We start from the raw sequence: 24,943 nt of genomic DNA, 5'->3' as shown, positions 1-24,943 counted from the left end.
AGATATGAGTACCACCTCAACCCCTGTGAATCGCATGGTCATCACGGCCTGGTCGGCGGTGTCGCCGTTCGGCACCGGCCGCGAGGCGTTCGCCGAGGGGCTGCGGGAACGCCGGTCGGCCGAGGCGCCGCTGGCCCGCGAGCCCTGGCAGGCAGCGGCCGAAACAGCCTGCCTGGTACCGGACTTCGACATCCGCGCGGTACTCGGCAAGAAGGGCACCCGGTCGATGGACCGGGCCACCGGCCTCGCCGTCACCACCGTGGGCCGGCTGCTCGACGACGCGCCGCGTAACCGGCGGGTCGCCACCGGCGAGAACTCCGCCCTCGTGCTCGGCACGACCATCGGCAGCGTGCAGAGCCAGATGGACTTCACCCGGGACTCGTTCACCGGCGAGAAGCCCTACTTCGTCGACCCGGCGCGGTTCCCGAACGCCGTGATGAACTGCGCCGCCGGGCAGAGCGCCATCTGGCACCAGCTCAAGGGCCCCAACACGACCATCGCCGGCGGCCACGCGGCCGGGCTCTACGCCCTCAACTACGCGCGCCGGCTGCTCAACTTCGGCCGCGCCCGGACCGTCCTCTGCGGCGCGGTCGAGGAGTTCTCGCACGCCCGCTCCTGGCTGGACCGGCACTCCCACGACCCGCAGGCCGACGGCGCGGCGCAGCCGGCCGGCGAGGGCTGCGGCCTGCTGCTGATCGAGCGCGCCGACCCGGACGACCCGGACCAGCCGGTGCTGGCCGAGGTCCTCGCCGTCCAGATGGGCATCGCCCTCGGCGGCGACGTCCGCACCGCCCTGGCCTCCTGCGTGGAGCGCGCCGGGCGCCGCGCCGAGGTGCGGCCGGAGGAGCTGTGGGCGGTCTCCACCAGCGAGGTGCCCGGCCCGATGGGCGAGCAGGAGCGGGCCGTGATCGAGGCCGCCACGGCCGGCGGGAGCCCCCGCCACCTGACCCAGACCGCGCTGCTCGGCGACACCGTGGCCGCCTCGGCCGCCTTCCAGGTGGCCGGCGTCCTGGTCCACGCCGAGGACGACCCCTCGGCCGCGGGCCGGGTGGCCCTGGTCACCTCGGTCGACCGCGACGGCGCGGTCGGCTGCGCCCTGCTCCGCCTGCGCTGACCCCCACCCCCGACCCTGACGAAAGGACACCGCCGTGACGACCCAGGAGGTCTCTGCCGTGGCCGTGCTGGACAAGGAGGACCTGCGCGCGACGATCGCCCAGGTCCTGGACGTGGACGTGGCCGAGCTGGCCGACGACACCGGCTTCATCGCCGACCTCGGCGTCGACTCCCTGCTGGCCCTGGAGGTGGTGGTCGTGCTGGAGAAGAAGTACGGCGTCCGGCTGGAGGAGAGCCAGTTCCCCCGGATCACGTCGCTGGCCGGCACCTACGAGGTGCTCGGCGAGAAGCTCCGGTCGGCATGAGCCGGCCGGGTCCGATCAGCCCGGTCGTCGCGGGGGTCGAGGTGGTCCGGCCCCCGGCGACCGGTGCCGAGGGCCGGACGTCCGCCGCGACGGCGGTCGCCGTCACGGCGGACGAGCCGGTCCTGCCCGGCCACTACCCGGGGTTCCCGATCTTCCCCGGGGTCTGCGTGATCGAGTCGGTCCGCCTCAGCGCCCTGGCGGCCCCGCCGCCCGGCGCCGGGGCCCTGGCCCTGGCCGGGGTGGAGACGGCACGGTTCCTCAGCCCGGTCTTCCCCGGCGACGAACTGGCCGTGGAGCTGGAGTGGCGCGAGGTCGCCGAGGGCTGGCGGTGCACGGCCGAGGTGGCCACCGGCCGCGCGGTCGCGGCCCGGACCAGGCTCCGCTTCACCGGCGCCCGACCGCCGGCCGAAGCGCAGGCCGTCGAAGCGCAGGCCGCCGAGCCGCACGTCACCGAGCCGCACGTCACCGAAGGGGAGGGAGCCCGATGACCGCCGAGTGGAGGACCACCGCCGGCCAGGCGGCGATCCGCCGGGCCCTGCCGCACCGCTTCCCGATGCTGCTGGTGGACCGGGTGCTCGACGTCGTCCCCGGCGAGCGCATCACCGCCGTGAAGGCCGTGAGCTGCAACGAGCCCTGGTACCGGGACGTCCCCGAGGGCGCCGAGGACTTCGCCTATCCGCAGGTCCTGCTGATGGAGTCCTGGTGCCAGGCGGCCGGCCTGCTGGCCACCTGGGAGGACCCCAACCCGGACGTCCTCACCGGCCGGGTCATGCTCTTCGGCGCCGTCACCGGGCTCGCGTACCACGGACCGGTCCTGCCCGGCGACGTCCTGGAGCACCGGGCGACCATCACCCGGACTCTGGGCGACACGCTGATCATCGCCGGCGAGAGCCTGGTGGACGGCGAACCCGTCCTCACCGTGGAGAGCGCCGTGCTGGCCTTCCGGCCCGCCGAGGAGCTGCGGCCGGCCGCCGCCACCGCCACCGCCTGACGCGGGGCATCCGAGCCACCGGCCGACCGGCCGGCGGCGCACACCGAAGCACTCTTGGGAGAGACCCATGGCTGACAACGAATCCCGGGTGGCGCTGGTCACCGGCGGCTCGCGCGGCATCGGCCGCGCCACCGTGCTGCGACTGGCCCAGGACGGCTTCGACGTCGCCTTCTGCTACCAGTCCAACGAGCAGGCCGCGCTCGAACTGGAGAAGGAGGTCCAGGAGTTCGGCGTGCGGGTGCTCAGCCGCCGGACCGACGTGCGCGAGCTCGCCTCGGTGCGCACCCTGGTCGAGGAGACCGAGCGGGAGCTGGGCCCGATCGACGCGGCCGTGACCGCCGCCGGCATCACCCGCGACAACCCGCTCGTCCTGATGAAGGACGAGGAGTGGCACGACGTGCTCGACACCAACCTCGACGGCGTCTACAACACCTGCCGCTCGGTCGCCTTCGGAATGATGAAGCGCAAGGGCGGGTCGATCGTCAACATCTCCTCGGTGGCGGGCGTCTACGGCAACGCCACCCAGAGCAACTACTCGGCCTCCAAGGCCGGCATCATCGGCTTCTCCCGGGCGCTGGCCAAGGAGGTCGGCCGCTACGGCATCCGCGCCAACGTGGTCGCCCCCGGCTTCATCGACACCGACATGACCTCCGTGCTCAGCGGCAAGGTCAAGGACAAGGCCCTGGAGTCGGTCCCGCTGGGCCGCCTCGGCACCGCCGAGGAGGTCGCCGACCTGGTCGCCTACCTGGTCTCGCCGCGCGCGGGCTACATCACCGGCGCCGTCCTGCAGATCGACGGCGGCATCACCATCTAGAGCCCCTGGAGCCGAAGTTGGCGGTCGAACCGACGCGCTGGTACTTCTCCCTGCGCAGCCCGTACTCGTGGCTCGCCTACCGGGAGCTGACCGAGAACGCCCCCGACGTGGCGGAACGGATCGAGTGGCGCCCCTACTGGGAGCCGGGCGCGGCGAGCGCCCGGCTCCTGGCCGGGACGGACATCCGGCTGCCCTACGTCCCGATGTCGAAGGAGAAGCACCTCTACATCCTGCAGGACGTCAAGCGGCTCGCCGCCGAGCGCGGCCTCGCCGTCGCCTGGCCGGTGGACACCGAGCCCGACTGGGACGTCTCCCACCTCGGCTACCTGGTGGCCGAGGACGCCGGGCTGGGCCGCGAGTTCATCGGTCTGGCTTACCGGGCCCGCTTCGAGCGCGGCCTCGACCTCTCCGAGCGGGCCGTGGTCGCCGCGATCGGCACGGAGCTCGGCCTCGACCCGGACACCCTCGGCAACGCCGCCGACGACCCGGCGGTCCTGGCCCGCGGCGTCGAGGCGCTGCGCACGATCGGCCGGGACGGCGTCTTCGGCGTGCCGTTCTTCGTCCACGGCCCGGACCGCTACTGGGGCTCGGACCGCCTGAACGGCTTCCTCGCGGGAGTCCGCGCGGCGGCGTGACGGCCGGCCGGGCCCGCCCGCCGCGGGATGCGGCATGAAGCTGACAACCCCATGCCGGTCCCGGTCGTCCGCGGTCTAACGTGGCTCCGGTGATGGCCCTGACGGTGTTACTGGTAGCGGCGGCGTCCCTGGCCGTCCTCGTCCTCGGTGTGTCGGCGATCTCCCGGCGGCTGCTCGGGATCCGGGTGGGGCCGCTGCGCGCCCTCGCCGCCGGGCTGGTCGCGCTCGGCATCATGGTGAGCCTCGAACCCCTCTCCCGGGAGCACGGCAGTATCGCGGCGGTGTTCGGCGTCAAGTTCGCGCTCGCCGTGCTCGCCGCGATGGTGACCCTGGTGCTCACCGAGGTCTTCCTGCCGTACGGCAGTTGGACCCTGCCGCTGCAGCTGTGGCGTGCGGTCGGCAGCCGGCTCAGCCGCACCCGCCGCTACTCGCAGATCAGCCGGATCTTCATCCGACACGGTCTCGGCCGGCTGTTCAGCGGCCGGGGGCGGCTCGAACGAGCCCTCCAGCCGGGCGAGTTCGGCGAGCGCTCGGCCGCCTCCCTGCGGCTGGCGCTGCAGGAGTGCGGCGGGGCGTTCATCAAGCTGGGACAGGTGCTGTCCACCCGGCGCGACCTCCTGCCCCCGCACTTCATCGACGAGTTGAGCCGGCTGCAGAGCGCCGTGCCGGCCGCGCCGTGGCCGGAGGTCGAGGCCGTGCTCAGGGCCGAGCTGGGCAGGCCGGTCGCGGACGTCTTCGAGTGGATCGAGCACGCGCCGATGGCGGCCGCGTCCATCGCGCAGGTGCACCGGGCGAAGCTGCGGGACGGGCCCACGGTGGTGGTCAAGGTGCAGCGCCCCGGGGTGGGCGCGCTGGTCGAGCGTGACCTCGGGATCGTCGTCGCCGTGACCCGGAGCCTGCAGGAGCGGGCCCGGTTCGCGCCGGCGCTCGGGCTGAAGGACCTCGGCGAGGGCTTCGCCCGGTCGGTGCGCGAGGAGTTGGACTTCCGCATCGAGGCCCGCAACGCGACCGCGGTTGCGGCGTCCTGCGGCGGGCTGGAGCCGGACGCCCCGGTGCGCATCCCGGACATCCACTACGAGTACTCCTCGGCCCGGGTCCTGGTCCAGGAGCAGCTGGACGGGGTCACCCTGGACAAGGCCGGCCCGGTCGCCGACGCGAAGGGCCTGGACCGCCGGGCGCTCGCCCGCACCACCTTCACCGCGGTCATCCACCAGATCCTGCGCGCCGGCGTGTTCCACGCCGACCCCCACCCCGGCAACATCCTGCTGCTGGAGGACGGGCGGATCGGCCTGCTGGACTTCGGGTCGGTCGGCCGGCTGGACCCGGCCACCCAGCTCGCCATCGGCGAGCTGCTGCTCGCCGTCAACCGCGGGGACCCGTCGGCCATGCACGACGCGCTGCTCGCCCTGCTCGGCACCCGGGCCACCAACAGCGAGGACCTGATACCCGACACGCTCGTCCTGGAGCGCGAGCTGGCCCAGTTCATGGCGCACCACCTGGGCGTCACGGCCCGGCCGGACACCGACATGTTTGCCGCGCTGTTCCAGATCCTGGCCCGTTTCGGCCTCTCCGTGCCGCCGCAGGTGGCCGCCGCCTTCCGGGCCCTGGCCACCCTGGAGGGCACGCTGGGCGCCCTCTCGGCGGACTTCAACCTCCTGGACGAGGGGCGGGCGATCGCCGGGGAGCTGGTCGCCGACCAGCTGAGGTTCCGCAACCACGGGGGACCGCCCCGGGAGGAGGGGCTGGGCGCCGAGCTCTCCTCGATGGCGCGCGGCGCCGTCCAGGAGGTGCTGTCCGTCCTGCCGATGCTGCGCCGGCTGCCGCGGCGGGCCGACCGGATCAGCGCCTCGCTGGAGGAGGGCCGGCTCGCCGTGCGGGTCCGCGTCTTCGCGGACGAGCGCGAGCGGCGGTTCGTCTCGGGGCTCATCCACCAGATGACGGTCACCCTGCTGGCGGCCTGCACCGGGCTGATGGGCGTGCTGCTGATGGTGTTCGGCACCGGCCGCGGGCCTCACGTGACGGCGCACCTGGAGCTGTTCCCGCTGCTCGGCTACCAGTCGATCGCGGTCAGCGGCATCCTCATGCTCCGGGCGCTCTACACGGCGATCCGCCGGCCCTCGCCGTGAAGCCGGGCGCGGCCCGGCGGGGCTTGCAGCTTCCTGTAACGGCCATTGCCCCGCTGATTCGAATGAGCTGTCATGGAGTCGAAATCAACGGGAACAGCTGCTTCGGCGCAGGAGTTCGGCCGGTCGCCGAAATGACAGGGGGAACAATGCACGAGCGGGAGTTTCGCGCCTTCGTATCGGTCGCCGAGATCGGCCGCATGGATCACGCGGCGAAAGAGCTGGGATATTCCCAGCCGGCCATCAGCTACCAGATCAAGTGCCTGGAGCAGATGCTCGGGACCAAACTCTTCACCCGCGATTCCACCGGGGCCCACCTCACCCGGGAGGGCCGCATGATCCTGCCGTCGGCGAAGGCGGTGCTGACCCTGATCGACAGTATGAAAGGGGTCTGCGCGGTGTGAGCGCGACGGGCTCGGGACCGGCTGTGCGGAACCGGTCCGGAGCCCGTCGCGCCCGCCCGGACGGGCGCCTCAGGCGGCCTGCTCCCGGGCGCGCTCGACGGCCTCGTAGAGCGCGCGGATGTTGGAGCTGCCGAAGCCCTGGGCGCCGTGGCGCTGGATGAGCTCGAAGAAGAGCGTCCGGCGCTCGAACGGCGAGCGGGAGAACAGCTGGAGCAGGAAGCCCCACTCGTCGCGGTCGGCCAGCACGTTGGTCTTGCGCAGGTCGGGGATGGTCTCGTCGAGGTCGGCGATCCGCTCGGCCAGGGCGTCGTAGTAGGTGCCCGGGGTCTGCAGGAACTCGATGCCGCGGGACTCGAAGTCCAGCACCGCCGGCACGATCTCGTCGACCAGGAAGGCCAGGTGCTGCACGCCCGCACCGCCGTTGCGCTGCAGGAACTCGTCGATCTGGCCGGGCTTCTTGGCCGGGTCGGGCTCCAGGATGGTGAAGGTGATGCCGGTGGAGGGGCTGCGGACCACGATCGAGTCCATCGCCTGGTCGCCGACCGCGACGTACTCGCTGTAGAAGCGCTCGAAGCCGAACCCGTCGAGGTAGTAGTCGACGGTGCCGTGCAGCGTGCCGGCCTCCAGGCAGACCGCGATGTGGTCGAGCAGGCGCAGCTCGGCGGCCCCGTCGGCGTCGTCGGCGACGGTGGGTGCGTCCGCGTCCGCCGGGGCCGGCGTCCAGGCCCGGCCGGCCGGCAGCCGGTGCTCCGCGCCGTGGGCGCGGTGCACCAGGGTGTGCCGGACGGCCCCGAAGCCGGAGACCACGGGGTCGGCCGCTCCCGGGGCGGTGAGGTTGCGCCCGCCGGCCGCGACCGCGCCGGCCAGCACGGCCTCCGGGTCGGTGCAGGAGAACGCGATGTCGGCGATGCCGTCGCCGTGCACCGCGAGGTGCTCCGCGGTGGCGGGGCCGGAGGTGACCACGAGCCGGATGCCGTTGTGGCGGAGCAGGACCGAGCGGAGGTCGTCGGTCCGGGACGTCGCCTGCTCGCGGAATCCCCACTTGGACACGAAGTAATCGGTGGTCCGGTGCCAGTCGTTGGTGTAGATCTCGATGTACTCGACGTCATGTGCGGTCACGTTCTTGTTCCCCATCCGACGATTCCTCGGCCGGGCACAGCGGTTTGCCGCCGATGCGGTCCCGGACACTGCCAACCATGGAACGGAGGATGCCCCGGACGGCCGCCGCGGCGATACTCCGGGTCAAATAGTTGAAAACAGACGAGGTCGCCCCGCGGGGCACATGGAAATTCTTGATGTGCGGATCTGCGGGACCGCCCGGTGCTGATATCAACGGGGGCGATGACATCGTCACGTCCGTGCACTGCGGGGACGGACCGACCGGGAGGAACCGACGGCATGTCCGAGGAGACGGCGCAGGAGCTGGAGCAGCTCGGCGAGGAGTTCGTCCGAGACCCGTACCCCGTGTACGCGCGGCTGCGCGAGCGCGGCCCGGTCGCCCATGTCGCACTCGCCGGCACGCCGATGTGGCTGGTCCTCGGCCACGAGGAGGCGCGCGCGGCGCTGACCGACGCGCGGCTGGTGAAGGACCCGGACCGGGCCACCCGGGTCGCCGCCGCCCGGGCCGGCGTCGAGGCGCCCGAGGAGCCGGCCGAGAAGACGCTCGGTCAGCGGATGCTCGTGGAGCACATGCTGAACACGGACCCGCCGCACCACACCCGGCTGCGCAAGCTGGTCGCCAAGGCCTTCACGGTCCGTCAGATCCAGGCACTGCGGCCGCGGATCGAGCGGACGGTCGCCCGGCTGCTCGACGACCTCGCCGACCAGGGCGAGGTGGACGTGCTCAAGGCGTTCGCGTTCCCGCTGCCGCTCACGGTGATCTCCGAGATGATCGGTGTCCCCGAGGCCGACCAGGCGGAGTTCGGCGGCTGGTCGAACGCGCTGACCGTCGCGGTGCAGCCGGAGGAGATGCACCGGATCGCCGAGGAGATGGCCGCGTACCTCACCGGCCTGATCGCGCGGAAGCGGGCCGAGCCGGCCGACGACCTGATCACCGGCCTGATCCAGGCCCGGGACGAGGAGGACCGGCTCACCGAGCACGAGCTGGTGTCGATGGTCTTCCAGCTGCTGGTCGCCGGCTACGAGACGACGGCGCACCTCATCGGCAACGGCCTGCTGGCCCTGCTCCGCCACCCCGAGCAGCTGGCAGCCCTCCGGGCCGACCGCTCCCTGCTGGCCGGCGCGGTCGAGGAGTTCAGCCGGTACGACAACTCGCTGCACCTGTCGACGCTCTCGGTCACCGCCGAGCCGGTCGAGGTGGGCGGGGCGGTGATCCCGGCCGACGAGTTCGTCCTGGTGGCGCTCGGCGCGGCCAACCGCGACCCGGGGCGCTTCACCGACCCGGACCGCTTCGACATCCGCCGCCGGCCGGGCGGGCACCTGGCGTTCGGCCACGGCATCCACCACTGCATGGGCGCGCCGCTGTCCCGGATGCAGACCGAGCTCGCGGTCGGCGCGCTGCTCGACCGCTTCGACCGGATCGAGCTCGCCGTGGCGCCGGAGGAGCTGCGCTACGAGATGAACCTGACCCGCGGACTGGAGTCGCTGCCGCTGCGGCTCGGCTGATCCGCGGCAGGTCGAAACCGAAGGAACAGGAAGCCGGTCGGAGCCCGTCCCCCGCGGGCCCCGCCGGTCCGGCGCTGACCGGACGGGTCCGCCGCCGCCGTGATGAGGAGTCAGATGGATATCGCAATCTCCGTAGCGGGTCTACGGAAGCGCTACGGCGACACCGAGGTACTCAAGGGCGTCGACCTCTCCGTGGAGGCGGGTACGGTCTTCGGCCTGCTCGGCCCCAACGGGGCCGGCAAGACGACCATCGTGCGCACCTTGGCGACCCTGCTCAAGCCGGACGGCGGCACCGCCACCGTCGCGGGCTACGACGTGGTGCGCCAGGCCGACGAGGTGCGTCGCAACATCGGTCTGACCGGTCAGTACGCCGCGCTGGACGCGGAGCTGACCGGCCGGGAGAACCTGGTGCTGATCGGCACGCTGTTGCACATGGGACGCCGGCAGGCGCGCGCCCGGGCGGTCGAGGTGCTGGAGATGTTCGGCCTCACCCACGCCGCCGACCGGCCGGTGCGGACCTACTCGGGCGGCATGCGACGCCGGCTGGACCTCGGCGCGAGCCTGATCGCCAGCCCGCCGGTGATCTTCCTGGACGAGCCGACCACCGGGCTGGACCCGGCCAGCCGGATCGCGCTCTGGGAGCTGGTGCGCAAGCAGGTGGCCGAGGGCGTGACCGTGCTGCTGACCACGCAGTACCTGGAGGAGGCGGACCAGCTGGCCGGCCGCATCGCGGTGATCAACAAGGGCGAGCTGGCCGCGGAGGGCGCGCCCGAGGAGCTGAAGCGCCGGGTCGGCGGGGAGCGGTTGGAGATCACGGTGCGCTCGCCCGGGATGGCCGAGGCCGCCCAGGCGGCCCTGGCCAGGATCTCCTCGGCGGAGTGCGCGCCGCCGGTGATCGACCCGGACGGCCTGCGGGTGTCGGTGGCCCTGGAGACCGGCATCGCCGGCGTCTCGTCGGCGGCGACGGAGCTGCAGCACGCCTCGGTCGAGGTGGTCGACTTCCTGGTCCGCCGGCCCTCGTTGGACGACGTGTTCCTGGAGCTGACCGGGAACGGTCCGGAGCCGGTCGAGGAGACCACCCGGGCGAAGAAGCTGGAGGCCTCGCACCGATGAAGTCCTACATCCTGGGTGACTCCATCGCCCTGTTCGGCCGGCACATGACGCACCTGCGGCGGACGCCGCAGAAGATCCTGCACGTCACCCTGATGCCGATCATGTTCGTGATCCTCTTCGGGTACCTGTTCGGCAGCTCGATGTCGGTCCCCGACGGCGACTACCACGAGTACATCATGGCGGGCATCTTCATCCAGATCATGCTCGCGAGCGTCGTCACCACTGGCGTCGGCGTGGCGGAGGACCTCAAGAACGGCCTGGTGGACCGGTTCCGCTCGATGCCGATGGCGCAGGTCTCGGTGCTGCTCGGCCGGACCTTCGCCGACGTGCTGCTGAACGCGACCTCCTGCATCGCGATGGCCTCGGTGGGCCTGCTGATCGGCTGGCGCACCCACACCAACGTGTTCAAGCTGCTGGAGGGCTTCCTCCTGATCTTCCTGCTCGGCTTCGTGATGACCTGGCTGGGCTCGCTGATCGGCCTGATCGTGCGCGAGCCGCAGGGCGTCAACGCGGTGGCGATGTTCGTCACCATGCCGTCCTCGTTCCTGTCCGCGACCTTCTACCCGCTCGACAACCTGCCGGGCTGGTTGCAGACCATCGCCCAGTGGAACCCGATGACCACGATGGCCACCGCCCTGCGCGAGCTGTGGGGGAACCCGACCGCCAACGGGACCGATCTGGCCTTCCCGCTGCGGTACCCGGTGGCGTCCTCGCTGATCATGCTCAGCCTGCTCCTGGTGGTGCTGATCCCGCTGACCACCCGGGCCTACGACCGCGCCGCACGGAAGGGCTGACCGCGGCGTCGAGCGGTGCCGCCCGGAGGCGGGCGGGCGAAGACACAGCGTGGCCGGGGCCGGTGCCCCGGGCGGACCCCCGTGGTCCCCCGGAGCGCCGGCCCTCCGGCGTGCGGCAACCGGTGCCGCCCGGTGCCGCAGACGCCGCGACCCGGCGGGCGCGGGGCCCGCCGGGTCGCGGTTCGAACGGTCGGTCCCGGGGCGGTCCGACCCGGGACGGCTGCGGTCAGCGGCCCTCGTGCGCCCGCCAGGCGTCGTGCAGCCGGGCGAGGTGGTCGAAGCCGGCGACCACCTGGTCGGTCGCCACCCCGAAGTCGACCAGGCAGGCGACCTCGTCGACACCGGCGTCGGCCAGCTGCTTCAGCATCACCATGCACTCGTCGACGGTGCCGAACATCCCGCTGGTCTCGAAGTACCGGTCGAAGGCCTGGGCCACCAGGAACCGGCGGTCCTCCTCGTCCATGCTGCGCAGCTCGCGCGACATCGCGGCCCCGTCGGCGCCGGCCGCCTCGGCCGCCTTGACCAGGAGGTCGAAGGAGCTGGCCAGGTAGCGGGAGAACGGCTCGCGAACGGTCTCCCGGACGGTCTCGCGGTCGGTGCCGACGAAGGTGTGCAGCATCAGCGCCACGTGCCCGGGGCCGTCCCGGTGCTCGCGGTGGGCGGCCCGGTACTCGGCGATCCGCTGGGCGAGCACCTCCACCTCCTGGCCGAGCAGGTGGGTGAGGACGCCCATGCCGTTCCGGCCGGCCAGCTCGAAGGTCGCCGGGGTGCCGCCGGTGGTCAGCCAGACCGGCAGCTCGGGCTGGACCGGCGGCGGGAACATCGTCAGCGAGACCGACTCGCCCGCGCCGTCGACGAGTTCGACCGCCTCGCGGCGCCAGAGCCGGCGGATGGTGTCCACGGTGTCGATCAGCGCGCTCTTGCGGGTCTCGTAGTTCTCCGGGCGCAGCGCGAAGTCGGCGGCGTGCCAGCCGGAGGCGAACGCCACGCCGGCCCGGCCGTTGGAGAGGTTGTCGACGACCGACCACTCCTCGGCGACGCGCATCGGGTGGTGCAGGGGCGCCACCACGCTGCCCGCCCGGACGGCCACGTGCTCGGTGACGGCGGCCACCGCGGCGCCGGTCACCGACGGGTTGGGGTAGAGGCCCCCGAAGGGGTGGAAGTGCCGCTCCGGGGTCCAGACGGCGGTGAAGCCGTTCCGGTCGGCGAAGCGCGCGCCGTCGAGCAGCAGCCGGTAGCGGTCCCGCTCCTCGGTGTCGTTGTTGGCGAAGTAGAAGAGACTGAAGTCCATCGGGTCTCCGGAATCTGGGAAGGGGAGGCGGGCCGGGGCGCGGGCGGAGGGCCCGGAACCCGCCGTGACGGGTTCCGGGCCCTGTGGCGGGCTCACGCGCCCGGGGTGAACACCACCGGCAGGTCGATCATCGGACGGACCATCAGGCCCGGCCGGTAGCGGACCTCCGACGGGTGGACGGCCAGCTTCACGTCGGGGAAGCGCTCGTACACCCGCTGGACGGCGATCTCGGTGAGGGCCCTGGACATGTGGCTGCCGAGGCAGTAGTGGATGCCGTGGCCGAAGCTGACGTGGGCCGGGCGGGCCCGGGTGACGTCCAGCCGGTCCGGGCGGTTGGGGAAGGCCTCGGGGTCGCGGTTGGCCGCGGCGAGCGAGATGATGACGATCTCGTCCGCCGGGATCGTCACCCCGCACAGCTCCACCGGCTCCAGGGTCACCCGCTGCAGGGAGTTGATCAACGGGCTGGTGTAGCGCAGCAGTTCCTCCACCGCGGCAGGCAGCAGAGCCGGGTCCTCGGTGATCAGCCGGGCCTGGTCGGTGTGGGTGAGGAGGGCCGCGAACGAGCCGTTCAGCAGGCTGGTGGTGGTGTCGTTGCCGCCGGTCATCAGGGCGAACGCGGTGGACAGCGCCTCCTTGGCGTCCAGCCGCTTGTCCTCGTCCGCGTGGACGAGGGCGGAGAGCAGGTCGTCCTGCGGGCTCTCCTGCTTGTGCGCGATGAGCTCCTTCAGGTAGTCCGACAGCTGCCGGGTGTGCTCGGCGATGATGCCGGTCGGGTCGGCGGCGTCCACCCGGCGCAGGGTGTTGGTCCACACCAGGAACCGGGGCCAGTCGGCGTCCGGCACGCCCATCAGCTGCGCGATGGTGATGATCGGCAGCGGCTCGTTGAGGCCGGAGACGAGGTCCCGGTTGCCGGTGCGGACCATCTCGTCGAGCAGGTCGTCGACCACCTTCACCCAGCCCGTCCGCAGGTCGCGTACCCGCTTCGGGGTGAAGGCGAAGGTCAGTGCCTTGCGCAGCGGCGTGTGCCGGGGCGGGTCGGAGTTGGCGAGGTGGTTGCTGATCTCGTCGGCGGGTTTGATCTCCTGGCCGAGCTGCCGGCCCAGGGCCTGGTACAGCTTGCCGATGTCCCGGCCGAGCCGCGGGTCCGAGAGCGCGGCACGCACGTCCTCGTACCGGCTCACCACCCAGGCCCGTACACCGTCCGGGGTTTCGACCTTGCACACCGGCTGCTCCTTGCGCAGCTCGGCGAGGAAGGGATATGGGTCCTGCGTGTACTCGTCGCTGAACATCCAGTAGCGGCTCAGCAGTCCGGAGCCCGTCACCGTGCTCCCCTTTCACCATGTGCCGACAGCGGGCCCGCGCGTGCTCGTCGGCGGCGCACGGGAACCCGAGGCAACCACGGGCCGCGGGGCCGGGGCAGCACCAGTGCGAAGACTTCGATACGTCGGCCGGCCCCGTGCCGCGCGCCCGGCCGACCCGCAGAACGAAGATTTTGCAGCGCCGTTGTCCGGCTCTCCGGGCCGGAACCAGACTGACCGCTCGCGGCCGGTGGCGGGCCCGAAGGCCCCGCCGGCACGCCCTGGTTCGGTTCCGGAATGACGAGTGGAGAGTTCCTCAATGACGCGTGCAGCCATCGACGATGTCCTCCCGCTGTCGCCGCTGCAGGAGGGGATGCTGTTCCATGTCCTCTACGGGGAACAGGATCTCGACGTCTACGTCGCCCAGCTCGTCGTCGACCTCGACGGGGTGCTGAACGCCGGGGCGATGCGCGAGGCGGTCTCCGCGCTGCTGCGCCGGCACGCCAACCTGCGCGCCAGCTTCCGCTACGAGAAGCTGAGCCGCCCGGTGCAGGTGATCCCGCGCGAAGTGGACCTCCCCTGGCGCGAGTTCGACCTCACCGGGCTGGACGGTCCGGCCCAGGAGCGGGAGTTGGAGCGGCTCGCCGCCGAGGACGCCGCCCACCGATTCGACCTGACCGCCGGTCCGCTGCTGCGCTTCACGCTGATCCGGCGGGGCGAACGGCTGACCCGGCTGATGTTCAACTCCCACCACATCCTCCTCGACGGCTGGTCCACCGCCCAGCTGATGCACGAGCTGTTCGAGATCTACGAGCGCGGCGGCGACGCGTCCGCGCTGCCGCCCGTCACCCCGTACCGCGACTACCTGGGCTGGCTGGCCGGGCGCGACCGCGCGGCCGCCGAGGCCGCCTGGCGCGAGCAGCTCGGGGACGTCGAGGAGCCGACGCTGCTCGCCCCCGACGACCCCGGTGCGTCGACCGTGCCGGGCAGCCTGCTGGTCACCATGCCCGAAGAGCTGACCGCGCGGGTCCGGGAGACCGCCCGGCGCAGCGAACTGACGCTCAACAGCGTGGTCCAGGGCTGCTGGGGCCTGCTGCTGGCCCGGCTGACCGGCCGCGACGACGTGGTGTTCGGCACCACCGTCTCCGGCCGGCCGGCCGAGCTGCCCGGCATGGAGACCATGGTTGGCCTGTTCATCAACACCGTGCCGCTGCGCCTGCGGGTGCGCCCGGAGCAGAGCCTGCTGGCCACCCTGGCCGAGGTGCAGCGCCAGGTCGGCGGGATGATGCCGCACCACCACCTCAGCCTGCCGGACGTCCAGCGGGCCGCCGGGCTGTCCACGCTCTTCGACACCCTCACCGTCACCGAGAACTACCCGCTGGGCGGCGAGGACCTGCGGGAGCTGCCCGGGGACCTCCGCCTCGCCGGCGCCGTCGGAACCGACGCCAACCACTACCCGCTGAGCATCGCGGCGATGCCCGGCGACGCGCTGCGGCTGAGCTTCGGCTACCGCCCGGAGCTCTTCGACCGGTCGGACATCGAGGCGATCGGCGAGCAGTTCCGGCTGCTGCTGGCGGCCTTCGCCGACGACCCCGCCCAGCTGGTCGGCCGTCTGCCGATGGCCACCGCCGCCGAGCGCGAACGGCTGCTCGCCCTCGGCCGGCCCGAGCGGCCACGGCCGGCCGGCGACTCGATCCCCGCGCTCTTCGCCGAGCAGGTCCGCCGCCACCCGGAGGCCGCAGCGCTCGCCCACGAGGGCACCGAGTTCTCCTACGCCGAGCTGGACCGCCGGGCCAACCGGCTGGCCCGGGCACTGATCGAGCGCGGCGCCGGCCCCGAGCGGGTGGTCGCGCTGGCGCTGCCGCGCTCGCCGGAGCTGGTCGTCGCCATGCTGGCCGTCCTCAAGGCCGGCGCCGCGTACCTGCCGGTGGACATCGGCTACCCCGCCGATCGGATCGCCTACCTGCTGACCGACTCCGACCCGGCCCTGGTGCTGACCGACCGGGACGCGGCCGCCGTGGTGCCCGCCGACTGCCGGGCGCCGCGGCTGCTGCTGGACGACCCGGCCGTCCTGCGCGAGGTAGCGGACCGGCCGGACACCGGGGTCGAGGACGCCGAACGCACCGCCGCGCTGCGCCCCGCCCACCCCGCGTACGTCATCTACACCTCCGGCTCGACCGGGCGCCCCAAGGGCGTCGTGGTCAGCCACACCGGCCTGGCCGGCCTGGTCGCCACCCACATCGAGCGCTTCGACGTCGGCCCCGGGAGCCGGGTCCTGCAGTTCGCCTCGCCCAGCTTCGACGCCGCGGTCTGGGAGACCTACATGGGGCTGCTCACCGGGGCGACCCTGGTGATCGCCCCGGCGGAGCGGCTGCAGCCCGGTGCCGCCCTGAAGGAGCTGGCCGCCGAGCAACGCGTCACGCACGCGACCATCCCGCCCGCCGCACTCGCCGTGCTCGACGGCGGCGACCTGCCCACCGTGCGGCTGCTGGTGGTCGCCGGCGAGGCCTCCTCGCCCGAGCTGGTCGAGGCCTGGTCCACCGGCCGGCGCATGATCAACGCCTACGGCCCGACCGAGACCACGGTCTGCGCCTCGATGAGCGAGCCGCTCTCCGGCGCGGTGGCGCCGCCGATCGGCACCGCGATCGCCACCGCCGAGCTGCGGGTCCTGGACGGCGCGCTGCGGCCGGTGCCGGTCGGGGTCACCGGCGAGCTGTACGTCTCCGGCCCCAGCGTCGCCCGCGGCTACCTGAACCGGCCCGGGCTGAGCGCCGAGCGCTTCGTCGCCGACCCCTTCGCCGGCGACGGGCGGCGGATGTACCGCACCGGGGACCTCGTGCGCTGGGCCGCCGACGGCGACCGCGCCGTCCTGGAGTTCGCCGGCCGCACCGACGACCAGGTGAAGATCCGCGGCTTCCGGATCGAGCTCGGCGAGATCGAGTCCGCGCTCGCGGCGCACGAGCAGGTCGACCGCGCCGTGGTCGTGGTGCGCGAGCCCGCCCCCGGCGACAAGCGGCTGGTCGCCTACCTCGTCCCGGCCGCCGGGGCGGAGGTGCCCCGGCCCGCCGTGCTGCGCGAGTTCGCGGGCGGCGCGCTGCCCGAGTACATGGTCCCCTCGGCCTTCGTCGCCCTGGACGAGCTCCCGCTCACCCCCAACGGCAAGCTCGACCGCAAGGCCCTGCCCGAGCCGGACGGCGCAGCCGACCTCGCCGGTCGTGCCCCGCGCACCCCGCAGGAGGAGATCCTCTGCGCGCTCTTCGCCGAACTCCTCGGCGTGGCCGCGGTCGGCGTCGACGACGCCTTCTTCGACCTCGGCGGCCACTCGCTGCTGGCCACCCGGCTGGTCACCCGGATCCGCGCCGTCTTCGGCGTCGACCTCTCGCTGCGCGCGGTGTTCGAGACCCCGACCCCCGCCGCGATCGCCGCCCAGCTGGGCCGCGCCGCCGACGGCCGGCCCGCCCTGACGGCCGGTGAGCGCCCCGCCCGGGTGCCGCTCTCCTTCGCCCAGCGCCGGCTCTGGTTCCTGGACCGCTTCGAGGGCGCCCGGTCGATCTACAACGTGCCGCTCACCGCCCGGCTGACCGGCGCCCTGGACCTGGACGCGCTCCGGCAGGCCTTCCAGGACGTCCTGGGCCGGCACGAGAGCCTGCGCACGGTCTTCCCCGACACCGCCGGCGACCCCTACCAGCACGTGCTGGCGCCGGAGGAGGCCGTGCTCGACCTGGCCGTCGTCGACCTCTCCGGCGCCTCGGACGAGCGGCTGGAGGCGGCGGTGGCCGAGGAGTCCGCGATCGGCTTCCGCCTCGCCGAGGAACTCCCGCTGCGCGTCCGGCTCTTCCGCACCGGCCCCGACACCGCCGTTCTGCTCGTGGTGCTCCACCACATCGCGGGCGACGCCTGGTCGCTCGGCGTCTTCGGCCACGACCTCTCGGCCGCCTACGCGGCCCGGCTCGGCGGCGCCGCGCCGCAGTGGGAGCCGCTGCCGGTGCAGTACGCCGACTACACGCTCTGGCAGCAGCGCGCGATGGGCGAGGAGAGCGACGAGAACAGCGCCGTCGCCCGGCAGCTGGCCCACTGGTCGGCCGCCCTGGAGGGGATCCCCGACGAGCTCAACCTGCCGGTGGACCGCCCCCGTCCGGCGGTGGCGAGCTACGCCGGCGACACCGTCCGCTTCCACCTCGACGAGGAGCTGCACCGCAGGCTGCAGGCCCTCGCCCGCACCTCCCAGGCCAGCCTCTTCATGGTGCTCCAGGCCGGCCTGGCCGTCCTGCTCAACCGCTCCGGGGCCGGCGACGACCTCCCGATCGGCACCCCGATCGCCGGGCGCAACGACGACGCCGTCGACGGGCTGGTGGGCTTCTTCCTGAACACGCTGGTGCTGCGCACCGACACCTCCGGCAACCCGTCCTTCCGCGACCTCGTGCAGCGGGTGCGGGAGACCGACCTGGCCGCCTACGCCAACCAGGACGTGCCGTTCGAGCGGCTGGTCGAGGAGCTCAACCCCGGGCGCTCGCTCGCCCGGCACCCGCTGTTCCAGGTGATGTTCACCCTGCAGAACGGCCGGCCGGCCGAACTCGCCCTGTCCGGCCTGCGGGTGGCGCCGTACGACCACGCCGCCGGCTCGGCGAAGTTCGACCTGTTCGTCGGGCTGATCGAGCAGCGCGCCGCGGACGGCGCCGGCGACGGCCTCGCCGGCTGGATCGAGTACAGCACCGACCTGTTCGACCGGGAGACCGCCCAGGCGCTCGCCGACCGCTTCGTCCGGGTGCTGGCGGCCGTGGCCGACGACCCGAAGCTGCCCATCGGTGCGCTCGACGTCCTCGACCCGATCGAGCGCCACCGCCTGCTGACCCGGGACAACGAGACCGGGTACGACGTCGACGGCGCCTCGCTGCCCGAGCTGTTCGAACGCCAGGTGCAGGCCCGGCCGGCCGCCCCGGCCGTGGTCCACGGCGGCACCGAGCTCTCCTACGCGGAGCTCAACGCGCGGGCCAACCGGCTGGCCCGGCTGCTGGCCGGACGGGGGATCGGGCCCGAGTCCACCGTCGCCGTCGCCCTGCCGCGGTCGGTGGACCTGCTGGTCGCCGTCGTCGCCGTGCTCAAGGCCGGCGCGGCCTACCTGCCGGTCGACCCGGCATACCCGGCCGACCGGATCGACTTCATGCTCGCCGACGCCGCCCCCGCCGCGGTGCTGACCCGGGACGGCGTCCTGACCGGGCGGCCGTCGGCGCCCGTGCTCGACCTGGCCGATCCGGTGACCGCCGAAGCCCTGGCCGCCACCGCGGACACCGACCTGACGGACACCGGGCGGACCGCGCCGCTGCGCCCGGACCACCCGGTCTACGTCATCTACACCTCCGGTTCCACCGGCCGCCCCAAGGGCGTGGTGATGCCGGCCGGGGCGATGGCCAACCTGACCGCCTGGCACCACGCCGAGGTCGGCGGAGCCCCCGGGGACCGGGTCGCCCAGTTCACCGCGATCAGCTTCGACGTCTCCGCGCAGGAGATCCTCGCCACCCTGCTCACCGGCAAGACCCTGGTCGTCCCCGACGAGGACGTGCGGCGGGACGCGGCCGCCCTCGCCCGCTGGCTGGACGAGCAGCGGATCAACGAGCTCTACGCCCCGAACCTGGTGGTGGACGCCGTCGTGGAGGCCGCGCTGGAGGGCGGGACCGCCCTCGCGGAGCTGCACACCGTCGCCCAGGCCGGCGAGGCACTGGTGCTCACCCCGCGGCTGCGCGCGTTCTGCGCGGCCCGGCCCCGGCTGCGGCTGCACAACCACTACGGCCCGACCGAGACCCACGTGGTCACCGCCACCACCCTGGCCGCCGACCCCGGGCAGTGGCCCGCCACCGCGCCGATCGGCCGGCCGGTCTGGAACGACCGGGTCTACCTGCTCGACGAGCGGCTGTCGCCGGTGCCGGAGGGCGTGGTCGGCGAGCTGTACCTGGCCGGCGCGGGCCTCGCCCGCGGCTACCTGAACCGCCCGGGGCTGACCGCCGAGCGCTTCGTCGCCGACCCGTTCGGCCCGGTGGGCTCGCGGCTGTACCGGACCGGTGACCTGGTCCGCCGGACCAGGGACGGGCGGCTGGAGTACGTCGGCCGGATCGACCACCAGGTCAAGGTCCGGGGCTTCCGGATCGAGCTGGCCGAGATCGAGTCGGTCCTGCTCGCCCACTCCGGCGTCGCCTCGGCGGCGGTGCTCGCCCGGGCGGACCGCCCCGGGGTGCAGCAGCTGGTCGCCTACGTCGTCCCCGCCGGGCCGGCGGCCCCGGACGCGGCGGAGCTGCGCCGGCACGTCGGTGCGTCGCTGCCCGACTACATGGTGCCCTCGGCGGTCGTCCCGCTGGACGCGCTGCCGCTGACGCCGAACGGCAAGCTCGACCGCCGGGCGCTGCCCGCCCCCGCGCCGGACGCCGCCGCCCGGCGGGCTCCGGCCACGCCGCAGGAGGCGGCGTTGTGCGGGCTGTTCGCCGAGGTGCTCGGCCTGCCCGAGGTGGGCGTCGACGACAGCTTCTTCGACCTCGGCGGCCACTCGCTGCTGGCCACCCGGCTGGTCAGCCGGATCCGCATCGCCCTGGCCGTCGAGCTGAGCGTCCGCGACCTCTTCGAGTCGCCGACGGCGGCCGGCCTGGCCGCCGCGGCGGGCGCGGCCGAGCGGGCGCGGCGCGCGGTGACCGTGCGCGAGCGGCCGGAGGAGGTGCCGCTCTCCTTCGCCCAGCGCCGCCAGTGGTTCCTCGAACGGCTGGTCGGGCGCAGCTCCGTCTACAACCTCCCGGTCGCCGTCCGGCTGGCCGGGCCGCTGGACCGCGGCGCGATGGCGGCGGCCTTCGCCGACCTGGTCGCCCGGCACGAGAGCCTGCGGACGGTCTTCCCCGAGGTCGAGGGCCGCCCCCGGCAGGTGGTGCTCGACCTGGTCCCCGGCCTGCCGGTGGTCGAGGTGGCCGAGGACGGGCTGGAGGCGGCGCTCACCGCGGCCGCCGGCGAGGGCTTCGACCTCGGCACCGAGATCCCGGTCCGGGGCACGCTCTTCGCCCTCGGCGAGGAGGACCACGTCCTGCTCGTGGTGGTGCACCACATCGCGGGTGACGGCTGGTCGATGGCGCCGCTCAGCCGGGACCTCTCGGCCGCCTACGCCGCCCGCCGTGAGGGCCGCGCACCGGCGTTCACGCCGCTGCCGGTGCAGTACACCGACTACACGCTCTGGCAGCACGACGTGCTGGGCCGCGAGGACGACCCGGACAGCGTGATCACCCGGCAGGCCGCGTTCTGGCGCGGGGCGCTGGACGGCGCGCCCAAGGAGCTGGTGCTGCCGGTGGACCGCCGCCGTCCGCCGGTGCCGAGCAACCGGGGCGAGGTGGTGGACTTCCGGCTGGACGCCGCGGTCCACCGCGGCCTGGCCGAGCTCGCCCGGGCCAACCGCGCCAGCCTCTTCATGACCGTCCAGGCCGGCCTCGCCACGCTGCTCTCGGGCCTCGGCGCGGGCACCGACATCCCGATCGGCACCGCCGTGGCCGGGCGTACCGACCATGCCCTGGAGGAGCTGGTCGGCTACTTCGTCAACACCCTCGTACTGCGGACCGACGTCTCCGGCTCGCCGAGCTTCCGTCACCTGCTGGAGCGGGTGCGGGCGACCGACCTCGCCGCGTACGCGCACCAGGACCTGCCGTTCGAGCGGCTGGTCGAGCTGCTCAACCCGGAGCGCTCGCTCGCCCACAACCCGCTGTTCCAGGTCGCGCTCAACCTGCTGAACAGCGCCCCCGCGCTCGACCTGCCCGGACTGACCGCCACCAACCCGTCGTTCGGCATCAACGCGGCCCGCGTCGACCTGACCTTCGACCTCGCCGAGGACCACGACGCCGACGGCGCTCCGGCGGGCATCGGCGGGCGGGTCCTCTACAACACGGACCTGTTCGACCGGGAGAGCGTCGAGCGGCTGGTCGAGCGGTTCACCACCGTGCTGGCGGCGGCCGTCGCCGACCCCGAGCAGCCGGTCGACCGGATCGACCTGCTGCTCCCCGGCGAGCGCGAGCGGCTGCTGGAGGAGTGGAACGACTCGACCCGGGCGGTGACCGCGGCCACCGTGCCGGAGCTGTTCGCCCGCTGGGTGCAGCAGACCCCGGACGCCCCGGCGCTGCGGTTCGAGGGCCGCGAGCTCTCCTACGCCGAGCTGGACGCACGGGCGGCCCGGCTGGCCGCCCGGCTGGCCGCGCGGGGCATCGGCACCGAGGCGATCGTGGCCGTGGCGCTGCCCCGCTCGCCCGAGCTGGTGGTGGCCCTGCTCGCGGTGATGCGTGCGGGGGCCGCCTACCTGCCGGTCGACCCGGAGTACCCGGCCGAGCGGATCGCCTACCTGCTCCAGGACAGCCGGCCGGCCCTGCTGCTGACGGACGGCGAGGTCGCGGACCGGCTGCCCGCCACGGACGTGCCCCGGCTGCTGCTCGACACCGGCGCGGAGGCCGGCACGGAGGCCGGCACGGCGGCCGGGGCGGACGTCGGGGCGGACGCCGTCGAGGACGCGGCCGCCCGGCCGGCCCTGGACCACCCGGCGTACGTCATCTACACCTCCGGCTCCACCGGCCGCCCGAAGGGCGTCGTGGTCACCCACCGCGGGGTCGCCGGCCTGCTGACGAGCCAGCTGGAGCGGTGCGCGGTCGCACCGGGGAGCCGGGTGCTGCAGTTCGCCTCGCCGAGCTTCGACGCCGCGTTCTGGGACCTCTCGATGGGCCTGCTCACCGGCGCCACCCTGGTGCTCGCCCCGGCCGAGCGGCTGGCGCCCGGTCCCGGCCTGGTCGAGCTGCTGGCCCGGGAGCGGATCACGCACGCGCTGATCCCGCCGGTGGCCGTGGCCGCGCTGCCCGACGACGGCATCCCGGCGGGCATGACGCTGGTGGTCGGCGGCGAGGCGACCTCGCCCGAGCTGGTGGCACGGTTCGCGCCGGGGCGGCGGATGGTCAACGCCTACGGGCCGACCGAGAGCACCGTCGCCGCGACGCTGAGCACGCCGCTGACCGCCGACGGCACGGTGCCGCCGATCGGCCGCCCGGTCGCCGGCACCCGGGTGTACGTGCTGGACGCCGCGCTGCGGCCGGTGCCGGCGGGCGTGGTCGGCGAGCTGTACATCGGCGGCGCGGGCCTGGCCCGCGGCTACCTGAACCGTCCGGGCCTGACCGCCGAGCGCTTCGTCGCGGACCCGTTCGGCCCGGCCGGCTCCCGGCTCTACCGCACCGGCGACCTCGCCCACCTGGGCCCGGACGGCGACGTCCACTACGACGGCCGCGCCGACGCCCAGGTGAAGATCCGCGGCTTCCGGATCGAGCTGGGCGAGATCGAGGCCGGCCTGCTCGCCCTGCCCGAGGTCGCCCAGGCCGTGGTGCGGGTCCGCGAGGACCGGCCGGGCCGCCGGCAACTGGTGGCCTACGTGGTCCCGGCGGCCGGCGCCGAGGCCGAGCCCGGGGCGCTGCGCAAGCACCTCGGCCAGTCGCTCCCCGACTACATGGTGCCGGCGGCCTTCGTGGCGCTCCCGGCGCTGCCGCTCACCGCCAACAGCAAGCTGGACGAACGGGCTCTGCCCGCACCCGAGTTCGGCGAGGCGGCGAAGGGCCCCGAGCCGCGCACCGAGGCGGAGCGGATCCTGGCCGGGCTGTTCGCCGAGGTCCTCGGGCTCGCCGAGGTCGGGCTGGAGGACAACTTCTTCCACATCGGCGGCGACAGCATCGTCTCGATCCAGCTCGTCACCAAGGCGCACCGGGCCGGCCTGGTGCTGACGCCGCGCGACGTGTTCCGGCACCAGACGGTGGCCGCCCTCGCGGCGGTCGCCGGCACGGCGGCGGCCGCACCGGTGGCGCAGGACGACGGCGTCGGCGAGCTGCCGGCCACGCCGATCATGCACTGGCTGCGCGACCGGGGCGGGCCGATCGACCGGTTCCACCAGTCGATGGTGCTCCAGACCCCGGCCGCCCTGGACGAGCGGCGGCTCGCCGACACGCTCCAGGCGCTGCTGGACCACCACGACGCCCTCCGCGCCCGGCTGCGGCGGACCGGGCCGCAGTGGGCGCTGGAGGTGCCGCCCGCCGGGGCGGTCCGCGCGGACGAGCTGATCCGCCGGGTCGACATCGCCGGGCTGGACGAGGCCGCCCGCCTGGCCGCCCTGACCGAGCACGGGGACGCGGCGCTGGGCCGGCTCGCCCCGGACGACGGCGTGCTGCTCCAGTTCGTCTGGTTCGACGCGGGGCCAGGGGAGCGCGGCCGGCTGCTGTTCGCGGCGCACCACCTCGTGGTCGACGGCGTGTCCTGGCGGATCCTGCTGCCCGATCTCGCCCAGGCCTGGGCGGCGGTGAGCGCCGGACGGGAACCGGAACTCCAGCCGGTCGGCACCCCGCTGCGGCACTGGGCGCGGGCGCTCGGTGCGGAGGCTGCCCGGCCGGAGCGGATCGCCGAGCTGTCCGGCTGGCGGCACCGGCTCGCCGGGGCGCCCGCCCCGCTGGCCGAGCTGACCGTGGACCCGACCCGGGACCTCACCGCGACCGTCCGGACGATCAGCCGCTCGGTGCCCGCGGACGTCACCTCGGCCCTGCTCACCCGGCTGCCGGCGATGTTCAACGCGAGCGTCAACGACGTGCTGCTGACCGGGCTGGCGCTCGCCGTCGCCGACTGGCGCCGGCGCCGCTTCGGCGGCGCCACCCAGGGGCTCCTGGTGGCGCTGGAGGGCCACGGCCGGGAGGAGATCGTCGAGCACGCCGAACTCTCCCGCACGGTCGGCTGGTTCACCAGCATGTACCCGGTGGTGCTCGATCCGGGCCGGGTCGACTGGGCCGAGGTCGGGGCCGGGGGAGCGGCCCTGGGCGACATCCTCGCCCGGGTCAAGGAGCAGCTGCGGGCGATCCCCGACCACGGGATCGGCTACGGCCTGCTGCGCCACCTCAACCCGGACACCGCGCCGTCCCTGCGCGGCCTGGCCGAGCCGCAGATCGGCTTCAACTACCTGGGCCGCTTCGACACCACGGCCGCGCCCGAGGCCGCCGACTGGGCGCTGGCCCCCGAGGCCGGCGCGATCGGCGGCGAGGACCCGGGGATGCCGGTCGCCCACGCACTGGAGGTGACCGCCGCAACCCAGGACCGGGCGGACGGCCCGGAGCTGTCGGTGGTCTGGCAGTGGCCGGCGGCGCTGCTCGACCAGGCGGTGGTGGAGGAGCTCGCCGACGCCTGGTCGCGGATGCTGCAGGCGCTGGCCCGGCACGCCGAGAGCCCCCAGGCGGTCCGCCACACCCCGTCCGACATGGATCTGATCGAGGTCAGCCAGGACGAACTGGACGACCTGCTGGCCGAGTTGGACGACTGATGACCGTCGCCGCCCGATAGTCGCCGGAGCCGGGGCGAGCCCTCCGCACGGGCCCGTCCCGGCTCCGGTCCGCGCGCCGGCGGCAGGGCCATATCC

General features: G+C 73.9%; 15 protein-coding genes. 12 read left to right on the top strand and 3 right to left on the bottom strand.

Annotated features, from left to right (window positions below):
- The first annotated feature begins 4 nt into the window (after positions 1 to 4).
- The 8 genes from RMN57_RS08745 to RMN57_RS08710 all read left to right on the top strand — a co-directional run bounded on the left by RMN57_RS08745 (position 5) and on the right by RMN57_RS08710 (position 6,385).
- On the top strand, positions 5 to 1,114 hold the full coding sequence (locus RMN57_RS08745) for a beta-ketoacyl synthase N-terminal-like domain-containing protein (protein WP_313762823.1): 1,110 nt from the start codon (positions 5 to 7) through the stop codon (positions 1,112 to 1,114).
- A gap of 34 nt (positions 1,115 to 1,148) precedes the next feature.
- Positions 1,149 to 1,418, top strand: coding sequence for an acyl carrier protein (locus RMN57_RS08740; RefSeq protein WP_313762822.1), 270 nt, complete (start codon positions 1,149 to 1,151; stop codon positions 1,416 to 1,418).
- Positions 1,415 to 1,906, top strand: coding sequence for a hypothetical protein (locus tag RMN57_RS08735; RefSeq protein WP_313762821.1), 492 nt, complete (start codon positions 1,415 to 1,417; stop codon positions 1,904 to 1,906). The genes RMN57_RS08740 and RMN57_RS08735 overlap by 4 nt, the downstream gene beginning before the upstream one ends.
- Positions 1,903 to 2,409, top strand: coding sequence for a beta-hydroxyacyl-ACP dehydratase (locus RMN57_RS08730; protein WP_313762820.1), 507 nt, complete (start codon positions 1,903 to 1,905; stop codon positions 2,407 to 2,409). Before RMN57_RS08735 ends, RMN57_RS08730 begins: the two co-directional genes overlap by 4 nt.
- Before the next feature lie 67 nt (positions 2,410 to 2,476).
- Entirely contained in the window at positions 2,477 to 3,223 is a 747-nt protein-coding gene (fabG, locus tag RMN57_RS08725) for a 3-oxoacyl-[acyl-carrier-protein] reductase (protein ID WP_313762819.1), read from the top strand.
- Between the two features lie 17 nt (positions 3,224 to 3,240).
- Positions 3,241 to 3,858, top strand: coding sequence for a DsbA family protein (locus RMN57_RS08720; RefSeq protein WP_313762818.1), 618 nt, complete (start codon positions 3,241 to 3,243; stop codon positions 3,856 to 3,858).
- A 92-nt stretch (positions 3,859 to 3,950) separates the two neighbouring features.
- On the top strand, positions 3,951 to 5,984 hold the full coding sequence (locus tag RMN57_RS08715; protein ID WP_313767751.1) for an AarF/UbiB family protein: 2,034 nt from the start codon (positions 3,951 to 3,953) through the stop codon (positions 5,982 to 5,984).
- A gap of 146 nt (positions 5,985 to 6,130) precedes the next feature.
- Positions 6,131 to 6,385 carry a LysR family transcriptional regulator gene (locus RMN57_RS08710; protein ID WP_313762817.1) on the top strand — a complete coding sequence of 85 codons (255 nt, stop codon included), beginning with the start codon at positions 6,131 to 6,133 and terminating at the stop codon, positions 6,383 to 6,385.
- A 69-nt stretch (positions 6,386 to 6,454) separates the two neighbouring features.
- Here the strand turns inward: RMN57_RS08710 and hppD are convergent, their stop codons facing one another.
- On the bottom strand, positions 6,455 to 7,519 hold the full coding sequence (gene hppD / locus RMN57_RS08705; RefSeq protein ID WP_313762816.1) for a 4-hydroxyphenylpyruvate dioxygenase: 1,065 nt from the start codon (positions 7,517 to 7,519) through the stop codon (positions 6,455 to 6,457).
- A 264-nt stretch (positions 7,520 to 7,783) separates the two neighbouring features.
- Between hppD and RMN57_RS08700 the strand changes: the two genes are divergently transcribed.
- The 3 genes from RMN57_RS08700 (at position 7,784) to RMN57_RS08690 (ending at position 10,917) form a co-directional block, all read left to right on the top strand.
- The gene (locus tag RMN57_RS08700) at positions 7,784 to 9,010 is read left to right on the top strand and encodes a cytochrome P450 (RefSeq protein ID WP_313762815.1); all 1,227 of its coding nucleotides are present in this window, start codon (positions 7,784 to 7,786) and stop codon (positions 9,008 to 9,010) included.
- Positions 9,011 to 9,124: 114 nt separating this feature from the next.
- Positions 9,125 to 10,123 carry an ATP-binding cassette domain-containing protein gene (locus RMN57_RS08695; protein WP_313762814.1) on the top strand — a complete coding sequence of 333 codons (999 nt, stop codon included), beginning with the start codon at positions 9,125 to 9,127 and terminating at the stop codon, positions 10,121 to 10,123.
- On the top strand, positions 10,120 to 10,917 hold the full coding sequence (locus RMN57_RS08690; RefSeq protein WP_313762813.1) for an ABC transporter permease: 798 nt from the start codon (positions 10,120 to 10,122) through the stop codon (positions 10,915 to 10,917). The genes RMN57_RS08695 and RMN57_RS08690 overlap by 4 nt, the downstream gene beginning before the upstream one ends.
- Positions 10,918 to 11,143: 226 nt before the next feature.
- On the opposite strand, the gene RMN57_RS08685 is transcribed toward RMN57_RS08690, so the two are convergent.
- Both RMN57_RS08685 and RMN57_RS08680 read right to left on the bottom strand, forming a co-directional pair.
- Complete coding sequence (locus RMN57_RS08685; protein WP_313762812.1) at positions 11,144 to 12,208, bottom strand: MupA/Atu3671 family FMN-dependent luciferase-like monooxygenase; 1,065 nt, start codon at positions 12,206 to 12,208, stop codon at positions 11,144 to 11,146.
- Between the two features lie 92 nt (positions 12,209 to 12,300).
- The gene (locus RMN57_RS08680; RefSeq protein ID WP_313762811.1) at positions 12,301 to 13,530 is read right to left on the bottom strand and encodes a cytochrome P450; all 1,230 of its coding nucleotides are present in this window, start codon (positions 13,528 to 13,530) and stop codon (positions 12,301 to 12,303) included.
- Positions 13,531 to 13,825: 295 nt separating this feature from the next.
- On the opposite strand from RMN57_RS08680, the gene RMN57_RS08675 reads away from it, so the two are divergent.
- Positions 13,826 to 24,847 carry a non-ribosomal peptide synthetase gene (locus RMN57_RS08675; protein WP_313762810.1) on the top strand — a complete coding sequence of 3,674 codons (11,022 nt, stop codon included), beginning with the start codon at positions 13,826 to 13,828 and terminating at the stop codon, positions 24,845 to 24,847.
- Positions 24,848 to 24,943 lie beyond the last annotated feature (96 nt).

The organism is Kitasatospora sp. CM 4170 (genome assembly GCF_032110285.1).
Taxonomy (GTDB): Bacteria; Actinomycetota; Actinomycetes; order Streptomycetales; family Streptomycetaceae; genus Kitasatospora; species Kitasatospora aburaviensis.
Note: the sequence above shows the minus strand (reverse complement) of the source record. Positions and strands in the feature narration are given on the sequence as shown.

Coding starts and splice junctions, on each gene's coding strand:
- fabG (WP_313762819.1), top strand. CDS start 2,477: ATGGCTGACAACGAATCCCGGGTGGCGCTGGTCACCGGCGGCTCGCGC.
- RMN57_RS08735 (WP_313762821.1), top strand. CDS start 1,415: ATGAGCCGGCCGGGTCCGATCAGCCCGGTCGTCGCGGGGGTCGAGGTG.
- RMN57_RS08745 (WP_313762823.1), top strand. CDS start 5: ATGAGTACCACCTCAACCCCTGTGAATCGCATGGTCATCACGGCCTGG.
- RMN57_RS08710 (WP_313762817.1), top strand. CDS start 6,131: ATGCACGAGCGGGAGTTTCGCGCCTTCGTATCGGTCGCCGAGATCGGC.
- hppD (WP_313762816.1), bottom strand. CDS start 7,519: ATGGGGAACAAGAACGTGACCGCACATGACGTCGAGTACATCGAGATC.
- RMN57_RS08695 (WP_313762814.1), top strand. CDS start 9,125: ATGGATATCGCAATCTCCGTAGCGGGTCTACGGAAGCGCTACGGCGAC.
- RMN57_RS08715 (WP_313767751.1), top strand. CDS start 3,951: ATGGCCCTGACGGTGTTACTGGTAGCGGCGGCGTCCCTGGCCGTCCTC.
- RMN57_RS08730 (WP_313762820.1), top strand. CDS start 1,903: ATGACCGCCGAGTGGAGGACCACCGCCGGCCAGGCGGCGATCCGCCGG.
- RMN57_RS08675 (WP_313762810.1), top strand. CDS start 13,826: ATGACGCGTGCAGCCATCGACGATGTCCTCCCGCTGTCGCCGCTGCAG.
- RMN57_RS08690 (WP_313762813.1), top strand. CDS start 10,120: ATGAAGTCCTACATCCTGGGTGACTCCATCGCCCTGTTCGGCCGGCAC.
- RMN57_RS08685 (WP_313762812.1), bottom strand. CDS start 12,208: ATGGACTTCAGTCTCTTCTACTTCGCCAACAACGACACCGAGGAGCGG.
- RMN57_RS08700 (WP_313762815.1), top strand. CDS start 7,784: ATGTCCGAGGAGACGGCGCAGGAGCTGGAGCAGCTCGGCGAGGAGTTC.